The 17994-nt window shown below is 68.1% G+C and carries 21 protein-coding genes and 3 tRNA genes; 9 read left to right on the top strand and 15 right to left on the bottom strand.

The window, feature by feature from the left end; genetic code table 11:
- A partial coding sequence (metC, locus tag B3E43_RS09760) for a cystathionine beta-lyase (RefSeq protein WP_292028906.1) occupies positions 1-1107 on the top strand: 1107 nt, incomplete at its 5' end.
- On the opposite strand, the gene B3E43_RS09755 is transcribed toward metC, so the two are convergent.
- The 3 genes from B3E43_RS09755 to B3E43_RS09745 form a co-directional block, all read right to left on the bottom strand.
- On the bottom strand, positions 1100-1468 hold the full coding sequence (locus B3E43_RS09755; RefSeq protein ID WP_292028905.1) for a hypothetical protein: 369 nt from the start codon (positions 1466-1468) through the stop codon (positions 1100-1102). The two genes, metC and B3E43_RS09755, sit on opposite strands and share 8 nt — an antisense overlap.
- Positions 1469-1581: 113 nt before the next feature.
- A tRNA-Arg gene (locus tag B3E43_RS09750) sits at positions 1582-1658 on the bottom strand.
- A gap of 107 nt (positions 1659-1765) precedes the next feature.
- Positions 1766-2071 carry an ETC complex I subunit gene (locus tag B3E43_RS09745; protein WP_284221095.1) on the bottom strand — a complete coding sequence of 102 codons (306 nt, stop codon included), beginning with the start codon at positions 2069-2071 and terminating at the stop codon, positions 1766-1768.
- A 133-nt stretch (positions 2072-2204) separates the two neighbouring features.
- Here B3E43_RS09745 and B3E43_RS09740 point away from each other — a divergent pair, with 133 nt between their 5' ends.
- From B3E43_RS09740 to B3E43_RS09730, 3 genes are all read left to right on the top strand, one after another.
- Complete coding sequence (locus B3E43_RS09740) at positions 2205-2603, top strand: PLP-dependent transferase (protein ID WP_292028901.1); 399 nt, start codon at positions 2205-2207, stop codon at positions 2601-2603.
- 81 nt (positions 2604-2684) lie between these two features.
- Positions 2685-3239: a cytochrome b gene (locus B3E43_RS09735; RefSeq protein WP_292028899.1), complete on the top strand. Its 555-nt coding sequence runs from the start codon at positions 2685-2687 to the stop codon at positions 3237-3239.
- 34 nt (positions 3240-3273) lie between these two features.
- Positions 3274-3975 (top strand): VIT1/CCC1 transporter family protein, encoded by a 702-nt coding sequence (locus tag B3E43_RS09730; RefSeq protein ID WP_292028897.1) that lies wholly within the window; start codon positions 3274-3276, stop codon positions 3973-3975.
- 7 nt (positions 3976-3982) lie between these two features.
- Here B3E43_RS09730 and B3E43_RS09725 read toward each other — a convergent pair.
- The 8 genes from B3E43_RS09725 to B3E43_RS09690 all read right to left on the bottom strand — a co-directional run bounded on the left by B3E43_RS09725 (position 3983) and on the right by B3E43_RS09690 (position 9303).
- Positions 3983-4059: transfer RNA gene (locus B3E43_RS09725), tRNA-Pro, on the bottom strand.
- A gap of 48 nt (positions 4060-4107) precedes the next feature.
- Positions 4108-4581, bottom strand: a complete 474-nt coding sequence (locus tag B3E43_RS09720) for a DUF192 domain-containing protein (protein ID WP_292028895.1) — start codon at positions 4579-4581, stop codon at positions 4108-4110.
- 30 nt (positions 4582-4611) lie between these two features.
- Positions 4612-5181 (bottom strand): cold-shock protein, encoded by a 570-nt coding sequence (locus tag B3E43_RS09715; RefSeq protein ID WP_292028894.1) that lies wholly within the window; start codon positions 5179-5181, stop codon positions 4612-4614.
- Between the two features lie 110 nt (positions 5182-5291).
- Positions 5292-5741, bottom strand: coding sequence for a response regulator (locus B3E43_RS09710; protein WP_292028893.1), 450 nt, complete (start codon positions 5739-5741; stop codon positions 5292-5294).
- 79 nt (positions 5742-5820) lie between these two features.
- Positions 5821-5895 (bottom strand) — tRNA-Glu (locus B3E43_RS09705).
- A 132-nt stretch (positions 5896-6027) separates the two neighbouring features.
- Positions 6028-7842 (bottom strand): single-stranded-DNA-specific exonuclease RecJ, encoded by a 1815-nt coding sequence (gene recJ / locus B3E43_RS09700; protein WP_292028891.1) that lies wholly within the window; start codon positions 7840-7842, stop codon positions 6028-6030.
- Positions 7842-8798 (bottom strand): class II fructose-bisphosphatase, encoded by a 957-nt coding sequence (gene glpX, locus B3E43_RS09695; protein WP_292028890.1) that lies wholly within the window; start codon positions 8796-8798, stop codon positions 7842-7844. Before glpX ends, recJ begins: the two co-directional genes overlap by 1 nt.
- Before the next feature lie 61 nt (positions 8799-8859).
- On the bottom strand, positions 8860-9303 hold the full coding sequence (locus B3E43_RS09690) for a hypothetical protein (RefSeq protein ID WP_292028888.1): 444 nt from the start codon (positions 9301-9303) through the stop codon (positions 8860-8862).
- Between the two features lie 88 nt (positions 9304-9391).
- Between B3E43_RS09690 and phaC the strand changes: the two genes are divergently transcribed.
- The 3 genes from phaC to B3E43_RS09675 are packed head-to-tail and all read left to right on the top strand — an operon-like array spanning position 9392 to position 12945.
- Positions 9392-11344: a class I poly(R)-hydroxyalkanoic acid synthase gene (gene phaC, locus B3E43_RS09685; protein WP_292028887.1), complete on the top strand. Its 1953-nt coding sequence runs from the start codon at positions 9392-9394 to the stop codon at positions 11342-11344.
- Positions 11341-11721 carry a hypothetical protein gene (locus B3E43_RS09680; protein WP_292028886.1) on the top strand — a complete coding sequence of 127 codons (381 nt, stop codon included), beginning with the start codon at positions 11341-11343 and terminating at the stop codon, positions 11719-11721. The genes phaC and B3E43_RS09680 overlap by 4 nt, the downstream gene beginning before the upstream one ends.
- A gap of 60 nt (positions 11722-11781) precedes the next feature.
- On the top strand, positions 11782-12945 hold the full coding sequence (locus tag B3E43_RS09675) for a serine hydrolase domain-containing protein (RefSeq protein ID WP_292028885.1): 1164 nt from the start codon (positions 11782-11784) through the stop codon (positions 12943-12945).
- 18 nt (positions 12946-12963) lie between these two features.
- On the opposite strand, the gene msrB is transcribed toward B3E43_RS09675, so the two are convergent.
- On the bottom strand, positions 12964-13458 hold the full coding sequence (gene msrB / locus B3E43_RS09670) for a peptide-methionine (R)-S-oxide reductase MsrB (RefSeq protein ID WP_292028883.1): 495 nt from the start codon (positions 13456-13458) through the stop codon (positions 12964-12966).
- A gap of 192 nt (positions 13459-13650) precedes the next feature.
- Positions 13651-14622 carry an N-acetyl-gamma-glutamyl-phosphate reductase gene (argC, locus tag B3E43_RS09665; RefSeq protein ID WP_292028882.1) on the bottom strand — a complete coding sequence of 324 codons (972 nt, stop codon included), beginning with the start codon at positions 14620-14622 and terminating at the stop codon, positions 13651-13653.
- 129 nt (positions 14623-14751) lie between these two features.
- On the opposite strand from argC, the gene B3E43_RS09660 reads away from it, so the two are divergent.
- Positions 14752-15228 (top strand): hypothetical protein, encoded by a 477-nt coding sequence (locus B3E43_RS09660; protein WP_292028881.1) that lies wholly within the window; start codon positions 14752-14754, stop codon positions 15226-15228.
- A gap of 837 nt (positions 15229-16065) precedes the next feature.
- On the opposite strand, the gene rpsI is transcribed toward B3E43_RS09660, so the two are convergent.
- Both rpsI and rplM read right to left on the bottom strand, forming a co-directional pair.
- A complete protein-coding gene (gene rpsI, locus B3E43_RS09655; protein WP_284222154.1) occupies positions 16066-16587 on the bottom strand; it encodes a 30S ribosomal protein S9 in 522 nt (173 codons plus the stop codon).
- Between the two features lie 2 nt (positions 16588-16589).
- Positions 16590-17066, bottom strand: coding sequence for a 50S ribosomal protein L13 (rplM, locus tag B3E43_RS09650; protein WP_292028878.1), 477 nt, complete (start codon positions 17064-17066; stop codon positions 16590-16592).
- 369 nt (positions 17067-17435) lie between these two features.
- Here rplM and B3E43_RS09645 point away from each other — a divergent pair, with 369 nt between their 5' ends.
- The gene (locus B3E43_RS09645; protein ID WP_292028876.1) at positions 17436-17894 is read left to right on the top strand and encodes a RidA family protein; all 459 of its coding nucleotides are present in this window, start codon (positions 17436-17438) and stop codon (positions 17892-17894) included.
- Positions 17895-17994: the final 100 nt, after the last annotated feature.

Here is a 17994-nt window from a genome sequence, read left to right as displayed (position 1 = left end):
CCCGTCGCCCCGCCGATCGAGCGCGCCTCTACCCTGCTCAATGACTTGCCCAGCGCCATGCGCGACGAGAGCCAAGGCCCGGTCTATGGAATCGAGGATCTTTCAGCCGCCCGCGCGCTCCGCGACCTGCTGTGCGACCTCGAAGGCGCCACGGACGCCTGGCTGGTTCCATCGGGCCTCGCCGCCGTCACCGCGCCACTGACCGCCCTGCTTCGGAACGGCGACGAAGTCGTGACCACCGACGCCCTCTACGGACCCAGCCGCCGGTTCCTCAGACGGCATCTTGGCGCGCGGGGGATCACGACGGCCTTCCATGACGCAGCGGCCGCGACGGACGACATTCTCGCCGCCATCACGGACCGGACCCGCCTGCTGCTGATCGAATCACCGGCCTCGTTGACGTTCGAAATGCTCGATGTTCCCGCCCTGGCCGCCGCCTGTCGCGCGCGCGGCGTGCTGACGGTGATGGACAACACCTGGGCCGCCGGCCTCGCCTTCCGCCCGTTGGCGCACGGCGTCGATGTCAGCGTCCAGGCGGTGACCAAATATGTCGCCGGCCACTCGGACCTGCTGATGGGCTCCATCGCCGTCGCCGACCCCGCCGTCGGACGCCCCATCGCCGAGACGCTGGAAGACCTCGGCTGGCGCGTCTCCCCCGACGACGCCTGGCTGGCCCTGCGCGGCCTGCGCACCCTGCCCTTGCGCTATCAGGAACAGGCGCGCTCGGCCCGCATCGTCGCCGAATGGCTCAGCACCCGGCCGGAGGTCGCGGACATTCTCTACCCGGCCCTGCCCGGCGCAGCCGGCCACGACCTTTGGAACGGCGGCTATACGGGTGCCGCCTCGATCTTCGGCGTCGTGATGCGGGGCGGCGACGAAGGCGCCGCCCACGCCCTGATGTCAGCCCTCGACCTGTTCGGCCTCGGCTACTCCTGGGGCGGGTTCGAGAGCCTGATCACCCACGAGACCGGCCAGCTCTCCGGTCGCAAGGCCCCGCCGGCCCTGCCGGGCCAGTTGCTGCGTCTCCACGTCGGGCTCGAGGACCCCGCCGACCTGATGGCTGACCTCGAGGCGGGCCTTGCCGCCTGGCGCGCCGCAATCAGCTGACTGCGGCGCTTCCGCCGACCGGCAGCCGCGTCACGATCCAACCGCCCAGCAGCGGCGCGGCGATCGCCCCGATCTGCATCCACAGCGGATGCGGGATCATCACCAGGTTGGCCACGCCCCCGAGCAAGATCAGCCCGGCAATGACCCAGCCGGCCCAGGCCTTGCGCGACAGGCGCCGCGCGACCCATCCGCCGGTCACGACCGCCCCGAACCAGGCGAACACCACCCAGGCCTTGGCCGCCGTCGATGCCGCGGCCACCATCTGTTTCAGGTCTTCTGGATCAGCGGGATCGAGGCCGGCGGGCGGCGGCATTGCCGCATGGCCGATCATTTCCAGCCCCATCACGGTCAGGATCGCCACCACCGCGCCGGCGACGATTCCCAGAATAGTTCTCAGCATCGAACGTCCCCTCCAGAACATGTCGGGGGGAACCTTAGCGGCATGCCGCCGAAACCGGCAATCCTGTGAGACCGTGGCGCGCCCAGCAGGACTCGAACCTGCAACATCCCGCTTAGAAGGCGGGTGCTCTATCCGGTTGAGCTATGGGCGCCCGGTGGCGTTGGCGAGCGTTAGCGGTCCCCGTCCTGCGGCTCAAGCCGCGAGCCCTGTCATCCCCGCTAACTTGTCATCCCCGCGAAAACGGGGACGCCCTTCGACCTAGTGCGTCCAGGGCTGTTTGCGGCCGGTGGCGAAATTGTCCGCATAGGCCTTAAGGATGACAGGCGGGTCCTGCGGTTCATGCAGGCGGAACGGGATGCCGTGCCGCTCGGCGTAGGCCACGGCCTCCTCCGCCGAATCGAAGCTCAGCCGCACCTGTCCGTTCATGTCGCTGGAGCTGGTCCAGCCCATCAGGGGATCGATGGTGCGCGCCGAAGCCGGCTCGAACTCCAGCCGCCAGCCTCTCGACGAGGCCTTGCCCGACTGCATCGCGGTCTTGGCGGGGCGATAGATGCGGGCGAGCATGACCAATCCTCGTGACGACGGCGGGCGAGCCCGCGTGGGAGCCCAGATACCGTGTGACCCGCGCCGGGTCCAGCGCTTGGCGTGAAAGCCCGACCGGCCTGTTCAGCCGTCAACAGAGAGAAAGTGCAGTTCCATGAGCCGTCACCGCAGGCGCAACCTCGTCGCTCGCCTGCGCGGCCATCCGAAGATCGAGGCCGTTCTGGACGCCGGCGGCGCCGAGGCTTCACCGAGCCAGCAGGCTCTGTTCGCCCGCCAGTGCACCGGCGCGGGCTCGACGTTTTCGCTGCGCCTGAAGGGCGGCGAGGCCGAGGCCTTCCGCATGCTCAACGCCCTCCAGCTGTTCAAACTGGCCGTCAGCCTGGGCGGCACCGAGAGCCTGGTCTCCCACCCCTCCAGCACGACGCACTCCGACTACAGCGCCGAAGCCAAGGTCCGCTGCGGCATTGGCGACAACCTGGTGCGGTTGTCCGTGGGTATCGAGAACGCCGACGACCTTTACGCCGACCTGGAGCAGGCGCTGAAGGCGGTGTGACGACTGGCGAGTTGCGTTGGCGCAATCACCTCGGGACAGATCAGTTGCAGACTGACGGACATGCCGCCGTGAGGACCGACGATGACCGATAACCTGTCGACCCCCGCCCGGCCCGGAGACGGGTACGGTCGGCTCTCGATCGCGCTGCACTGGCTGATGTTGATCCTTCTTGCGGCGGTCTTCGCCTGTATCGAGCTGCGCGAGAACTATCCTCGCGGCAGCGACATACGCGAGGGTCTCAAGACCTGGCATTTCATGCTTGGCCTGTCGGTCTTCGTCCTCGTCTGGATCCGGCTGATCGCGCGCTGGCGGACGCCTTGGCTGGCCACTGAATCGAGTTGGACGCGATGGCCGGCCGCAGCCGTGCATATCGCCCTCTATGGCGGCATGATCCTACTGCCCCTGCTCGGCTGGCTGGTTCTCAGCGCCGAGGGCGATGTCATTCCGTTCTTCGGCCTATCGCTGCCGCCACTGATCGGTCCGGACAAGGCCCTCGCCGGTCGGCTCGAGGATCTGCACAAGACGATCGCCGAAGCAGGCTACTGGCTGATCGGTCTGCACGCTCTCGCGGCGCTGTTCCACCACCATGTGCTGAAGGACGGAAGCCTGCGGCGCATGCTGCCGCTCCTTCGATGACAGGGCCGGCTGTGCCGGCACGCCGGAGCGCATCATGAGCCGTCTCGAACGCCACCCTGAACGTCATCTGGTCGCCCGCATCGGCTGGCTGCGCGCCGCTGTACTGGGGGCCAATGACGGCCTGGTCTCGACGGCCAGCCTTGTCGTCGGCGTGGCTGCGGCGGAGGCTGCGCGCGGCAGCATACTGATCGCCGGCGTCGCCGGACTGGTGGCGGGAGCCATGTCGATGGCGGCGGGCGAATACGTCTCGGTCAGCTCCCAGTCCGACACCGAAAAGGCCGACCTCGCCCGCGAGAACGCCGAGCTGGCGGCCGATCCGGAGGCCGAGGTCAACGAATTGGCCGCGATCTACGCCGCCCGTGGCGTCGAGCCGGCCCTGTCGCGGCAGGTGGCGCAACAGCTGATGGCCCGGGACGCACTGGGCGCCCATGCGCGCGACGAGCTGGGCATTTCGGACTTCACGACCGCCCGACCGGTCCAGGCGGCCCTGACCTCAGCCGGTACCTTCGCGCTCGGCGCCGCTCCGCCCCTGGTCGTCGTGCTGCTGGCGCCGCTGGAGACCCTGATGATCTGGGTCAGCGTGATTGCCCTGGCCGGGCTGATGGGGCTGGGCGCGCTCGGAGCCACGGCCGGGGGCGCCAATGTGCCGCGGTCCGTCCTGCGTGTCGCCTTCTGGGGCGTCGTAGCCATGGCCGCCACCGCCGCCATCGGCCGACTGTTTGGAACCGTGGTCTAGAAATGATTGGTCGGAGTGAGAGGATTCGAACCTCCGACCCTCTGGTCCCAAACCAGATGCGCTACCAGGCTGCGCTACACTCCGGCGGCGGGATTTGGCACACTCGACGCCGCGCCGCAACGCGCCATGCGACTATTCGGCGAAGAAGGGGTGGCTGACCCTGTCGCCGGGGCGGGCTCCGATCTCGTCGGCGCGGCCGGCGCGCAGCTCCAGCACACCGCTGGCGAGACCGTTCGAGGGGATGATCTCGTCCGACATCGGCGTCGCATTCTTAGCGATCGAGACAATCCGGCCGCGCGGATCGATGTAGATGATGTCCAGCGGGCTGGGCGTGTTGCGCATCCAGAAACCGCGCTCGGCCACATCGGGGAACTGGAACAGCATCCCCCGGTCGTCCGGCAGCGGTTCCCGCTCCATCAGGCCGCGCTGGCGTTCCGCGTCGTCGTCGGCGATCTCGACCATGAAACGGTGCTCGCCGCTTGAGGTGGTGACGGTCAGCGGTTCAAGCGGATCGCCCTTGGCGTCGCGCGGCGCTCCCGCTCCGGCGCAGGCCGACAGCAGCACCAGGCCGGACAGGGCGCCCAGAAGTCCACGACGGTTCAACATTGCCGATCCACCCTCACTGGGGCGGATGGTTCATCCGCCCGGTCTGATTTCCGCGACCACCAGCCCCTTGGGGCCCTCGGCAAATCGCACCGAGACCGTCTCGCCGGGCAGCAGGTCATCCAGCCCGCAGCGGCGCAACGTCTCGACATGGACGAAGATATCCCCCGGTTCGCCGTCGCGCACCACGAAACCGTAGCCCTTGGTACGATTGAACCATTTGACGACCGCGGCCTCCATCGGCGCACCGGATGTCGGCGCCTCGGGCTCCGCACCGGCGCCGGCCGTCTGACGAAGACCCTCATAGCCTGTGCGGCGCGGCGCAGCGGCCAGCTCGGGGTCCCCCTCGCCCAGGTCATGGACCTCGGTGACCTGCCAGCCCTTGGGCCGACGGGCGCATTCACAACTGATGGGCGCGCCCTCGGCGGCCAGATCCCGGCCCGCATCGCGCAGGCTGGAGATGTGCAGCAGCACATCCTTCATATCGGTCAGGGTCGGGTCATCCGGCACGATGAAGCCGTATCCCTTACCGGGATCAAACCATTTCACCCGGCCCGCGATTCGGACCGTCGCGACCGTCTCAACGCCCTCGTAGTCCGACACAGTCTTCCCCCTGCCCGCAATCGGAGCGGACGGCGCTTATTTAACACGGTTCTGTGAAGCCCGGAAAAGCGAAAAACGTCGGTTTCGCAGCAAAAGCGCAATGAATTCGCTCAGGCGCCCTGTGCGCCTCGATCCAGCAACAGACGAATCTTCCGTACCAGGTCGGTTTGCCGGTACGGTTTCGCGATCAAATCCGGCTCCGCACGCTGACCGGCATGGTCCCGGACCCGGTCGGCCCAACCGGTCGTCAGCAGAACGGGTGTCCCGGGTCTGAGCCGCGCGACCTCCGCCGACAGGCCCACGCCATCCAGATCGCCCGGCATGACGATGTCAGTGAACAACAGGTCGAACGCCAGACCGGCCTCCACCATGGCCAGAGCCTCGGCGGCATCGCCCGCCGTGTGAACGACAAAGCCGGCATCGACCAGTAGGGTCTCGCCCATGACCCGGACGTCGGCATTGTCCTCGACCATCAGGATGGTCGCCGCACCGGCGGGTTCATCGATCAGGGGCGGGGTTTCGGGCATGGCGGCCAACCGGATCATCGTCGTCCGGGACACGGACACTGCAGTGCAACGCGCCTGACCCCGAAAGGCCCGGCCTCACACATAATCGGCGATGTCGGGGAAAGGCTCCGCGTGGCAGTCCCTAGGGGAATCGAACCCCTCTTTTCAGGTTGAAAACCTGACGTCCTAACCGATAGACGAAGGGACCGCTGCGCGAAGAGCGGGCGATATAGCCGCCGATTCCGGACGGTGCAACCCTTCTCCTCCCCATTCTTCTTGCGAAAGGCGGAGGCAGCCCGGACGCGCCGCCGACGAGATGGAGGCGCGGCCAGTCGAAGGATCAGGCCATCCGCGGATCGGCCACGTCCTCGATCTCGAATTGGACGCCGCGACGACCGTTCCAGTCGTCGGCCTTCAGCCGCCCGACCACGCTCAGCCCGCCCTGTCCGGACAGCAGCGACTGCCCGCCGGGCAGGTCGGCGCAGCGCCAGGCGATGGCCTTCACCGAGGCTCCGTCGGCCCCGACCAGCCGGCAGCGCACATGACCGCCATTCATGGCCACGGCGTCACGCGCCTGCACATGCTCCAACGCGAACAGCGGCTCGGGATTGGCCGGGCCGAACGGAGCCAGTTGCTCGAACTGTTCAAACAGAGCCCGCGTCGCCGCGCCCGGATCGATCAGGGCGTCGATCTCAACCCCGTCCAGCGCGTCGGCCGCGGCCTGTTCGCCCGCCATCCGGTCGTTGAGGAAATCCCGCAGCCGGTCGATATCGTCGGCCCGGACCGTCAGCCCCGCCGCCATGGCATGGCCGCCCCCGGCGATCAGCACGCCCGTCTCCCACGCCGCCTGCACCGCCTTGCCCAGGTTCATGCCCGGCTGCGACCGGCCCGAGCCCTTGCCGAGGCCGTTCACCGCATCGACGCCGATCACCACCACCGGCTTGCGCCAGCGCTCGCGGAGCCGCCCGGCGACAATGCCCACCACGCCCGGATGCCATTCGTCGCCCGCGATCACCACGACGGCCGAGCCGTCGGCATGGGCGCCGGTCGCCTCGACCATACGCGTCGCCTGATCGGTGACCTGTTTCTCCACCTCGCGGCGGGCGATGTTCAGGGCGTCCAGCTCCTGCGCCAGCGCCGCCGCCTCCACGGGGTCGTCGGTCGACAGCAGCCGCGCCCCGAGATCCGACTTGCCGATCCGCCCGCCCGCATTGATGCGCGGACCGAGGATGAAGCCCGCATGGCTCGACTTGGCCGGCCCCGGCTCGGCCCCCGCCGCCGCCAGCAAGGCCCGCAGCCCGGGATTGCCCCAGTCCGACATGACACGCAGCCCGAGGCTGGTCAGCGCCCGATTGAACCCGGTCAGGCCGGTGACGTCGCAGATCGCCCCCATGGCGGCCAGATCAAGCCACTGGCGGATGTCCGGCTCTTTCACATCCGCGAACATGCCGCGCCGCCGCGCCTCGCGGTTCAGCGCCGCCAGCAGGACGAACACAACCCCCGCCGCGGCCAGATTGCCCTGCCCCGAATTGCAGCCCGGCCGGTTCGGATTGACCACGGCGGCGCAGACCGGCGGATGCTCGCGCATCATATGGTGGTCGATGACCACCACCTTCAGCCCGATCGCCGCCGCATGGGCCACCGCCTCATTGGCCGCCGCGCCGCAGTCGACGGTGATGACCAGATCGGCGCCCGAAGCCTTCAGCGTGTCGAAGGCCCGCGCGCTGGGGCCATAGCCTTCCGTGACCCGGTCGGGCACATAGATCGGCAGCTCGGCGCCCACAGCCCGGAACCAGCGCACCAGCAGGGCTGCGCTCGAGGCGCCGTCGACGTCATAGTCCGCGAAGACATGGATTGAGGCCTTCGCCTGCAGCGCATCGAGGATCGCCCCGGCCGCCGCATCCATGTCCATGAAGCTGGACGGGTCGGGAAACAGCGCCTTCAGCGTCGGCGTCAGGAAGTCGGCCCCCTGATCGGCCCGCACGCCACGCGCCGCCAGCGCCCGCGCCAGCGGCTCCTCGAGGTTCAACGCCTGCATATGGGCCCGGATCAGCCCCGCCTCGGCGGGCCTCTGCCGCCATTCGCGGCCCGACAGGGAGCGGGAGACGCCCAGGAACGCCGGCCCAAAATCCGAGCCTGCGCTCCCGTCGGCCATCAGAGCGGCCGGATCGTGCGGATGCGCTGGACGGTCCGCGTCGAGGAATCCATCACCAGCGTGTGGGTCGAGACGAAGCCGTCGGCGACCTTCACCCCGTCCAGCATGGCGCCCTTGGTCACGCCCGTGGCCGCGAAGATGGCGTCCTTGGACACCAGTTCGTGCAGGTCGTATTTGCGGTCCAGATCGGTGACCCCCGTCTTGGCCGCCCGCGCCCGCTCGTCGTCGTTGCGGAAGATCAGCCGGCCCTGGAAATGGCCGCCCACGCATTTCAGCGCCGACGCCGCCAGCACGCCTTCCGGCGCTCCGCCCGAGCCGAGGTACAGGTCGATGCCGGTCTCGGGCTCGGCGGTGTGGATCACGCCCGCGACGTCGCCGTCGGTGATCAGCACCACCTTGGCCCCGACCTCGCGCAGGGCGGCGATCAGTTCGGCATGGCGCGGCCGGTCCATGACGCAGACGGTGATGTCGGACGGCTTCACCCCCTTGGCCGAGGCCAGCGAACGGACATTGTCCTGGGGCTTCATGTCCAGATCGACCGTGCCGGGCGCGAAGCCGGGACCGATGGCGATCTTGTCCATATAGGTGTCGGGCGCGTGCAGCATGCCGCCGCCCGGCGACATCGACAGCACGCACAGGGCGTTGGCCATCGCCTTGGCGGTCAGGGTGGTGCCTTCCAGCGGGTCCAGGGCGATGTCGATGGCCGGGCCTTTGCCGGTGCCGACCTTCTCACCGATGTAGAGCATCGGCGCTTCGTCGCGCTCGCCCTCGCCGATGACGATCTTGCCATCGATATCGAGGCTGTTCAGCGCGGTACGCATGGCGTCGACCGCCAGCTGGTCCGCCGCCTTCTCGTCGCCGCGGCCGATGCCGGCGTAGCTGGCGATGGCGGCCAGTTCGGTCACCCGTGCGGCGTCAGCGGCCAGGGTCGAGGCGTAGGGAGCCGGTTTGGCCATGAGAAAGTCTCCTGAGACGATGGTCCCCGGATTCTGCCGTCCGGGCGAGCGTTGGATGGGGTCAGCGGCGGTCCACCGGTGGCGGGGCGCGGCCCCGCTCGCGCGTGCGCCGTACGAAGTCTTCGATCTCGTCGAGCGTTTCCTGCGTCACGGGCGCGACCGGCACCGAATCGACCCGGGCCTGCACCGCCGCCGCGAACTCGGCCGGATCGCCCGTGGTCTGCCAGTCAATGCGCGACACCTCGCCTGCCAGAGCGCCGCCGGTGACCCGCAGCGTATTGACCTGGGCCGCGATCGCGACCGGCTCCGGCAACGGCTCGTCCACCCTCGGAAAGTCGGTCCAGCGGGGGTACTCACGGTTGGCGTCGACGAGGGCCTGGACCCGCGGCGCGATCGGCGAACTGGCGTCTGTGGCCGGATCGAACGAGCCCGCACAGGCCGCCAGACCGCCGCACGCGATGGCGGCGGACAGGGCGGCTGCAATTTTCCGGCGCGACGCGTTCATTTCAGGGGCTGTCTTATGCGATGATCGCGACAGGCGGAAGGGCGCGCGCGGCGCTTGCGACCGTTCCTGACGACATCCGGAGCTCCTCATGGCCAAGCGTCCAAGCCCCCCGATCGCCGAAGCGCCCCCGCGCGCGCCGCGCAAGGCCGGACGCCCGACCTCGGCCAAGCCGCCCCGGCCCCGCGCCGCCAAGGCCGCGACAGCCCCTGAACCGACGCCTCCGCCGCCGTCCGAAGCCGAAGCCCCGGCCGCCGAAGCCTTCGGCTTCCCCGGCGCTGACCAGCGGCAGATGCTGGAGACCCTGTCGATGAACCTGGCCAAGGCCGCGATGACGGCCCAGTCGGCCATCGCCGAGGCCGCCCTGTCCCAGGCCGACCGCCCTGCGGCCCTGTCGCCGGATCCCTTCCACGTCGGCCCGGCCATGAACTCGGTCATGACCAGCCTGGCCTCGCGCCCCGACAAGCTATTCGCCGCCCAGGCCGATCTGTTCAACCGCTACATGGACCTGTGGGCCACCACGACCCGCCGCGCCGCCGGCGAGGAGACCGCCGCCGCCCCTTCGAAGGACAAGCGGTTCAAGGATCCCGCCTGGTCCGAAAACCCCGCCTTCGACGTCATGCGACAGTCCTATCTGGTCACGTCTGACTGGATGAACGGCCTCGTCTCCAGCGTCGAGGACGTCGATCCCCTGACCAAGCGCCGCGCCGAGTTCTTCACCAAGCTGCTGACCGACGCCTTCTCCCCCTCCAACTTCCTCGCCTCCAACCCCGCCGCCCTGAAGGCCCTCGCCGACTCCAACGGCGAATCGCTGGTCAAGGGGATGCAGAATTTCGCCGCCGACATGGAGCGCGGCGCCGGCAAGCTGAAGATCAGCCAGGCCGACTACGGCAAGTTCGTCGTAGGCGAGAACGTCGCCACCGCCCCGGGGCAGGTCGTCTGGCGTGACGAGCTGTTCGAACTGATCCAGTTCGACGCCGCCACCGACAGACAGCGCGCCGTCCCCCTGCTGATCTTCCCGCCCTGGATCAACAAATTCTACATCCTGGACCTGCAGCCCGAGAATTCGATGATCCGCTGGCTGTCGGCCCAGGGGTTCACCGTCTTCGTCTGCTCCTGGGTCAATCCGGACGTCGACAAGGCCGGCTTCGGTTTCGACGACTATCTGGAAAAGGGCATCTACCGCTGCGTCGAGAAGGCGCTTGAGCAGTCGAAGGCCGACCACATCAACACGGTCGGCTACTGCATCGGCGGCACATTGATGGGCGCCGCTCTCGCCCACATGGCGGCCAGGGGCGACAAACGCGTCACCGCCAACACCTTCTTCGCCGCCCAGCATGACTTCGCCGAGGCGGGCGACCTGCTGCTGTTCACCGACGAACACTGGCTGGGCGAGGTCGAGCAGCAGATGGACGCGGCCGGCGGCGTCCTGCCCGGCGCGGCGATGGCCGAGACCTTCAACGCCCTGCGCGCCAACGACCTGATCTGGTCCTTCTTCGTCAGCAACTATCTGATGGGCAAGTCGCCGCCCGCCTTCGACCTGCTGTTCTGGAACGCCGACCAGACGCGGATGCCGAAAAAGCTGCACATGGACTACCTCCGCTCCATGTACGGACAGAACAAACTGGCCCGCGGCGAGTTCACCATCGGGGGGGTCAAGGTCGACCTGTCGAAGGTCACCATCTCCCTGTATTTCCAGGCCAGCCGCGAGGACCACATCGCGCCGATGAACTCGGTCTATCGCTCGGCGAGGGCGTTCTCGAACGCGGACGTCACCCTGACGCTGGCTGGCTCCGGCCATATCGCCGGGGTGGTCAATCCGCCGTCCGCGAAGAAATACCAGCACTGGACCAACCCCGCCCTGCCCGCGACCCTCGGCGAATGGCAGGCGCAGGCTGTCGAACATCCCGGCAGCTGGTGGGAGCACTGGGCCGCCTGGCTGCATGAAAAGTCCGGCGACTGGGTCCCCGCCCGCGATCCCGAAGCCGGCCCCCTCAAGCCGATCGAACCGGCGCCCGGCTCGTATGTGAAAGTGAAGTCTTGAAGCGTTTTGAACCGAACCTGCTGCTGGCCGTCACCACCGGCTTCGCGCTTGTTCTCGTGACCCTGACGGTCAGCGTCTTTGGCGCGGGCGAGCCGCTGCGAAACCTGCTTCTGGCGGTGATCTGCTCCGGCGGCTTCGTGCTGCTCAACCCCCTCCTGTTGCGGGCGATGAAACGCCCGCCCGGCTCAGCGATGATCCATCCCGACAATCCCGGCACAGCGGCCTGGGCCACCCTGTTCCCGATGGTGGTGATCGTCTGTGCCGCCATTCCGGTATTCTGGCCGGGTCCCGACTATGGCCTGCTGGTCATTGTCGCCGCCGTCTGGTTCGGCGTCACGGTCGAGTCCGCGCTCAAGGCGCGGCGCGGTGGGCGTTAGTCCTTCGTCCCCGTCCGCCGGCAGGTGTGACAACGGCCATCCCACTGCTAGGCTTCCGGCATGAAACGTCTTCGCACACTCGCCGCCATCCTCCTCCTGTCCGGCGCTCTCGCCGCCCCGGCCTTCGCCCAGCAGCCGACGCCGGAGAACAATCCGGCCGGCGTGCTGTTCTGGTCGCCCGCCGATCGTGAGCGCGTCTTCCGTCGGATGGAGACCATCATGCCGCACGCGCCGGTCGTGCGCGGCGAGACGCCGGTGCGGGCCCTGCCCCCGGGCGAACCAATCACGCTCGATCCCTCGGCCTATATGGCGGCGGAGAATGTCGCGGGCGTGCTGGTCATCCAGGACGGACGCATCCGGCTGGAGCGCTACGCCCTCGGCCTCGGCGAAGGGGACCGCTGGGTCTCCTTCTCCATGACCAAGAGCCTGACCTCGACGCTGGTCGGCACGGCGCTCCGAAGCGGCGCCATCGGTTCGCTGGAGGATCCCGTCACCCGTTACCTGCCGACCCTCGCGGGCGGCGGCTACGATGGCGTCACGGTGCGCCAGCTGCTGACCATGACGTCCGGCGTGCGCTGGAACGAGGACTATTTCGATCCCGCCTCCGACGTCGCCCGCTTCCTGCAGGAGCCCGCCCGTCCCGGAGAGGACCCGGTCGTCGCCTATATGGGACGGCTGCCGCGGGCGGCCGAGCCCGGCACGCGCTGGAACTACTCGACCGGCGAGACCAACCTCGTCGGTTCCCTGATCGCCGCCGCCGAGGGCAAGCCGCTGGCCGAACTGCTGTCCGAGCGGATCTGGTCCCGCGCCGGCATGGAGGCCGACGCCTTCTGGGCGCTGGACCAGGGCGGTCGCGAGATGGGCGGCTGCTGCGTCTCCGCCACCCTACGCGACTGGGGCCGCATCGGCCTGATGGCGCTGGAGGACGGTCAACTGGGCGGCGAGCGCATCGTGCCGGACGACTGGTTCGCCCAGGCCGTCGTCAAACAGGCTGAAACCGGCGAGCCGAACGAGGGCTATGGCTTCCAGTGGTGGACCGAGGACGACGGTGTCTACGGCGCCTACGGCATCTTCGGCCAGGCGGTGCGGGTCGATCCGGCGCGTCGGACGGTCATCGTCCTGCTGTCATCCTGGCCCCGGGCCGTCGGCCGCAATCACAGGGCCGCCCGGGAAGCCTTCTTCCGGCAGGTGGACGCGGCCGTCGACGCGACCCCCCAACCCTGACCTCCCGGCGCTGACGCCTCAGGCCGGACGGAAGGTCAGGGCCACGCCATTGTTGCAATAGCGCTTGCCCGTCGGCCGCGGGCCGTCGTCGAAGATATGCCCCTGATGCCCCAGGCAGCGGGCGCAATGGTATTCGGTCCGCGGAAAGCCGATGGCGAAGTCGGTCTTGGTCCCGATATTGGCCGCGATGACCTGCCAGAAGCTGGGCCAGCCCGTCCCGGAATCATATTTCCACTGCGACCGGAACAGCGGCAGGTCGCAGCCGCGGCAGACAAACGTCCCGCTCCGGTGCTCATTGTTCAGCGGACTGCTGCCCGGCCGCTCGGTCGCCTCACGCCGCAGCACATCATAGGCCGCGCGCGGCAGCCGCTCGCGCCACTGGGCGTCCGTGATCCGCCGGAACGGCGAGTTGGCATACTGCCGCTCGGAAGCTGTGGCCTCCTTCGGCGTACAGGCGCTGACGGCGACGGCGCCGACGGTGGTCAGAAGGGCGCGGCGGGAAAGATGGGTCATGGTGAGAGATACGTCGGCAGGACGGCGGAGGTTGCAAGCGGGAGCACACACAAAACTCCGCTCATCCCGCCGAAAGCCGGGACCCGGTTCTGTCCAGCTTGACGCCGGCGTTTCCGGTTAGCGGCCGGGAGATCGCCGGAGCCGCCCCATCACACAAAGCACTGGGTCCCGGCTTTCGCCGGGATGAGCGGTTTACTGGAGGCCCGTATCTTCCCTGAGCCCCAGCATCAGGTTCAGGTTCTGCACCGCCGCTCCCGCTGCCCCCTTGCCGAGGTTGTCCAGCAGGGCGACCAGCCGCACCTGATCCCCGCCCCGGTCGCCGAACACATGCAGACGCATTTTGTTGGTCCCGTTCAGCCCCTCCGGATCGATGCCGGTCATGGCCTCGGTCGTCTCCAGCTCGGCGACCTCGACGAAGCGGCAACCGGCATAGGCCTGAACCAGCGCCCCGTGCACCACCTCGACCGACGGCGACGACGGCAGGGCCGCCAGCTGCAGCGGAACCTCGACCAGCATCCCCTGCCGGTACGCCCCCACCGCCGGCGCGAACAGCACCGGCCGCTCCAGCCCCGTGTGCAGCGTCATCTCCGGCACATGTTTGTGCTTCAGCGACAGGCCATAGGCGCGGTACGCATCGCGCTTCGTCACCCCGGGGCTTGACCCCGGGGCGGCCTCGAACTCGGCGATCATCGCCTTGCCGCCGCCCGAGTATCCCGACACCGCATTGACCGTCACCGGCCAGCCCGCGGGAATGATCCCCGCCGACACCAGCGGGCGCACCAGGCCGATGAAGCCGGTCGGATAGCAGCCCGGGTTCGACACCCGCGTAGCGCCCGCGATCTTCTCGGCCTGCCCCATTCTGCCCGCCGCATGGGCCATCTCGGCAAAGCCATAGGTCCAGGCCGGATCGACCCGGTACGCCGTCGAGGCGTCGATCACCCGCACGCCGGGGTTCTCGATCATCGCCACAGCTTCCTTCGCCGCCTCGTCCGGCAGGCACAGGATCACCGCATCGGCTCCGTTCAGCGCCTCGCGCCGCGCCGCCACGTCGCGCCGGCGCTCGCCGAGGGCGATGATCTCCAGATCAGCCCGCGCCTCCAGCCGCCGCAGCACGTCCAGCCCGGTGGTCCCGGCTTCGCCGTCGATGAAGATCGTATGGGTCATGTTCGGCCTCCTACCCCGTCCCCCGCCGGGAGAGAAGATCGAAGACGCGCCACGACAGTCAGGTATCGTGGGTCGTCGATGCGTGCTCGCGGTGGCAGGCTTGCCTTCTCATTTGGGGAGGTAGGCCTGATGCGGAAAATCGTCGCTCTCACCGCTATCGCTCTCAGCCTCGGGCTCGGCAGCCCGACATGGGCCCAGCCACAGTCGGCCGATTTCCGCCTCCCCGAAAACTGGAACGGCGATTCCATCATGCCCGAGGACAAGCTGGTCCCGCGAGACGCGTCCGGCGACCTTCAAGGCTTTGGCGGCGCCGCCTGGTGGCAGGCGTTGGCTTTCTGCGCAGGCTCTCTTCACGCCGCGGCTTCAGGCGCCACCCTGCCGACCGGCGTAACGCCACAGCTTCTCCGCAGCGCCAGCACCCGGTTCGAGACAGCCGCCCTCCGCCGCCTCCAGACCGACCGCGGCGTATCCAGCGTGCTTGCGGGGGAAATCCTGGCGTCCGACATCGAATTCCAGGTGACGACAGCCACCGAAGAACGACGCCCCGTCGCCGCCGACATGGCCCGCTGCAACGCGGTCCGCGCCGCCAACGCCGCCCTAGGGTAAATCATCCCTCTCCCAATGGGAGAGGGCTTGAGCGCACGGCGGCGAAGCCGCCGTCCTTGCGCGAAAGGGCGAGGGTCGTCCGGATCCGTCGGCGTCAGCCGCCGCCCGGACAGAGCCACGGCGTCGCTATCGACCAAGACGATGTGCATCAACGCGCCACGCCAGCAAACAGTGCTGCAAGCGTAGGCACGTAGTGGAACGCGACCGGCCCCAAAGCGACGAGCACGACCCACCCGCCGAGCTTTTTTACCAGCAGTCCCGCCACAAGGAGCGGGACATAGCGTTGGCCTGAGCCCGCTACAGCGAAGGTCTCCTGCCTTAGACTGAACGAGACCGACCCTCGATCTGACAGCCTCGGTATCCGATGCATCTTGGCTTCCCCTAGTGATTCCTCATCACCATGCGGCCAAGTTAGGGACGGCAACGCGCTGCCATCAGGGTGCACGGTTGCACACCCATAGGGTCTCGAACTAGCCGCCCGCCCGCTGGTTAGAGCGGCGTTGCGATCTCGTGATTTCTTGGACACCGGGCACATCTCCGCTTAAGCGAATCAGATGTGCAATCCCTTCGGTCACTAGGGGTCCGAAAGATCCGTGCGTCAAGGCACACGCACCGCACGGATCGGGCGACCCGCTGATGGTTCGTCAGCGGGTCGGAATATCAGCCCATGTTAGCGACGTCTTTTTGGGTCGAACTTCGGGTGTGAGCGGGTGCCTGGAAAGTCTCACGAAGGCGCACGCGTCGACATCACGTTCCGTTACACCTCGTCCCCGCCCATAGAAAAAGGGCGCCCCGGTTTCCCGAAGCGCCCCATTCCAAACCGTATCTGAACCGCGTTTAGCGCTTCGAGAACTGGAAGGACTTGCGGGCCTTGGCCCGGCCGTACTTCTTGCGCTCGACGACGCGGCTGTCGCGGGTCAGGAAGCCGTGCGGCTTCAGGACCGGGCGCAGCGCCGGCTCATAGTGGGTCAGGGCGTGCGACAGGCCGTGGCGGATGGCGCCGGCCTGGCCCGACAGGCCCGAGCCCTGCACGGTGCAGTCGACGTCGAACTGGGTCAGGCGGTCGGTCACTTCCAGCGGCTGGGCGATCATCATGCGCAGGATTTCGCGGGCGAAATACTGCATCTGATCCTTGCCGTTGATGGTGATCTTGCCCGAGCCGGGCTTGATCCACACGCGGGCGATCGCGTTCTTGCGCTTGCCGGTCGAATAGGCGCGGCCCTGGGCGTCCAGCTTTTGCGTATAGACCGGAGCATCGTTGTCGCTCGACACGGTGCCGAGGCCCTTGAGGGCGTCAAAGCCGGTCGCGGCGGGGGCGTCGTTCTGCGGGGCGGAGGTTTCAGCAGTCACGTCGGTCATGCTCAGACGCTCCGGGTGTTCTTGGCGGACGCCGACTTGAAGTCGATCGTTTCCGGCTGTTGGGCTTCATGGGTGTGCGCCGCGCCGGCGAACAGGCGCAGGTGCGTCATCTGCAGGCGGGCCAGCGGGCTCTCCTTGGGCAGCATGCGCTCGACGGCCTTCTCAAGGACGCGCTCCGGGAAACGGCCGTTCAGGACCTTCTCCGGGGTCGTCTGCTTGACGCCGCCCGGGTGACCGGTGTGGCGGTAATAGATCTTGTCGGTGTTCTTCTTGCCGGTGAACACCACCTTGTCGACGTTGGTGACGACGACATAGTCGCCGCAATCGACGTGCGGGGTGTAGTCGCCGCGGTGCTTGCCGCGCAGACGGTTGGCGATGAAGGTCGCGAGACGGCCCACCACGACGCCTTCAGCGTCGATATGGATCCATTTCTTCGTGACCTCGGCCGGCTTCAGCGAAGCCGTGGTGCTCTTCAGCATTTCAAGGGTCCTGGGAGACGATCGGGTGCCCCTCCCGATAACGGGGACGAGCGGAAGGCGCGCTGATAGAGGACGGGGGGCGCGGGGTCAAGACGGGATGGATGCGCTTGATGTACACATCTCACTGAAATTATTCAGTTATTTAATAGCGGTATTAAAATACCACAATATTTCTCCCTCCCCTTCATGGGGAGGGACGGCGAGGCGCAGCCGAGCCCGGGTGGGGAACGCCAGTCCCGCACTGACCGCGCCCGGCTTCGCCCTTCCCCACCCGGTCGCTCCGCGACCGCCCTCCCCACTTCGGGGGAGGGAGAAGACAAGCGCACTCCCCCGCGCTAAACCGCCCGCAATTCCAAAGGAGCCCTGCCCATGACCGTCGCCGCCCGCCTCGCCGAACTCGGCATCAGCCTGCCCGAACCCGCCAAGGCGGTGGCCAACTATGTGCCGTATGTGCAGACCGGCAACCTCGTCCACATCTCGGGCCAGCTGTCGAACGACGCCGCGGGCGGGATCAAGGGCACGGTCGGCGCCGACGTTTCGCCGGAACAGGCCAAGGACGGCGCCCGCATGTGCGGCGTCAATCTGCTGGCCCAGATGTCGGCTGCCTGCGACGGCGACCTCGAGCGCGTCGTCCGCGTCGTCAAACTGGGCGGCTTCGTCCAGGCCGCCGGCGATTTCGAGGCCATCCCGGCCGTCATCAACGGCTGCTCGGACCTGATGGTCGAGGTCTTCGGTGACAAGGGCCGCCACGCCCGCTCCGCCGTCGGCGTCTACAAGCTCCCGCTCGGCTTCGCCGTCGAGGTCGACGCCATTGTCGAGGTGCGGTGACGCAAACCGTTGCTTCTTCCCGCGAAGCGGATTTGATCCCCTGCCCCCGCGCCTGCGTGAGGGCTTTGGCGGTTCGTCACAACGAACACAACGGAATCAC

Origin of the sequence: Brevundimonas sp. UBA2416, from assembly GCF_002343105.1 — a bacterium.
Classification (GTDB): domain Bacteria; phylum Pseudomonadota; class Alphaproteobacteria; order Caulobacterales; family Caulobacteraceae; genus Brevundimonas.
The sequence above is the reverse complement of the archived record's forward strand: the minus strand, read 5'-3'. Positions and strand labels throughout refer to the sequence as shown.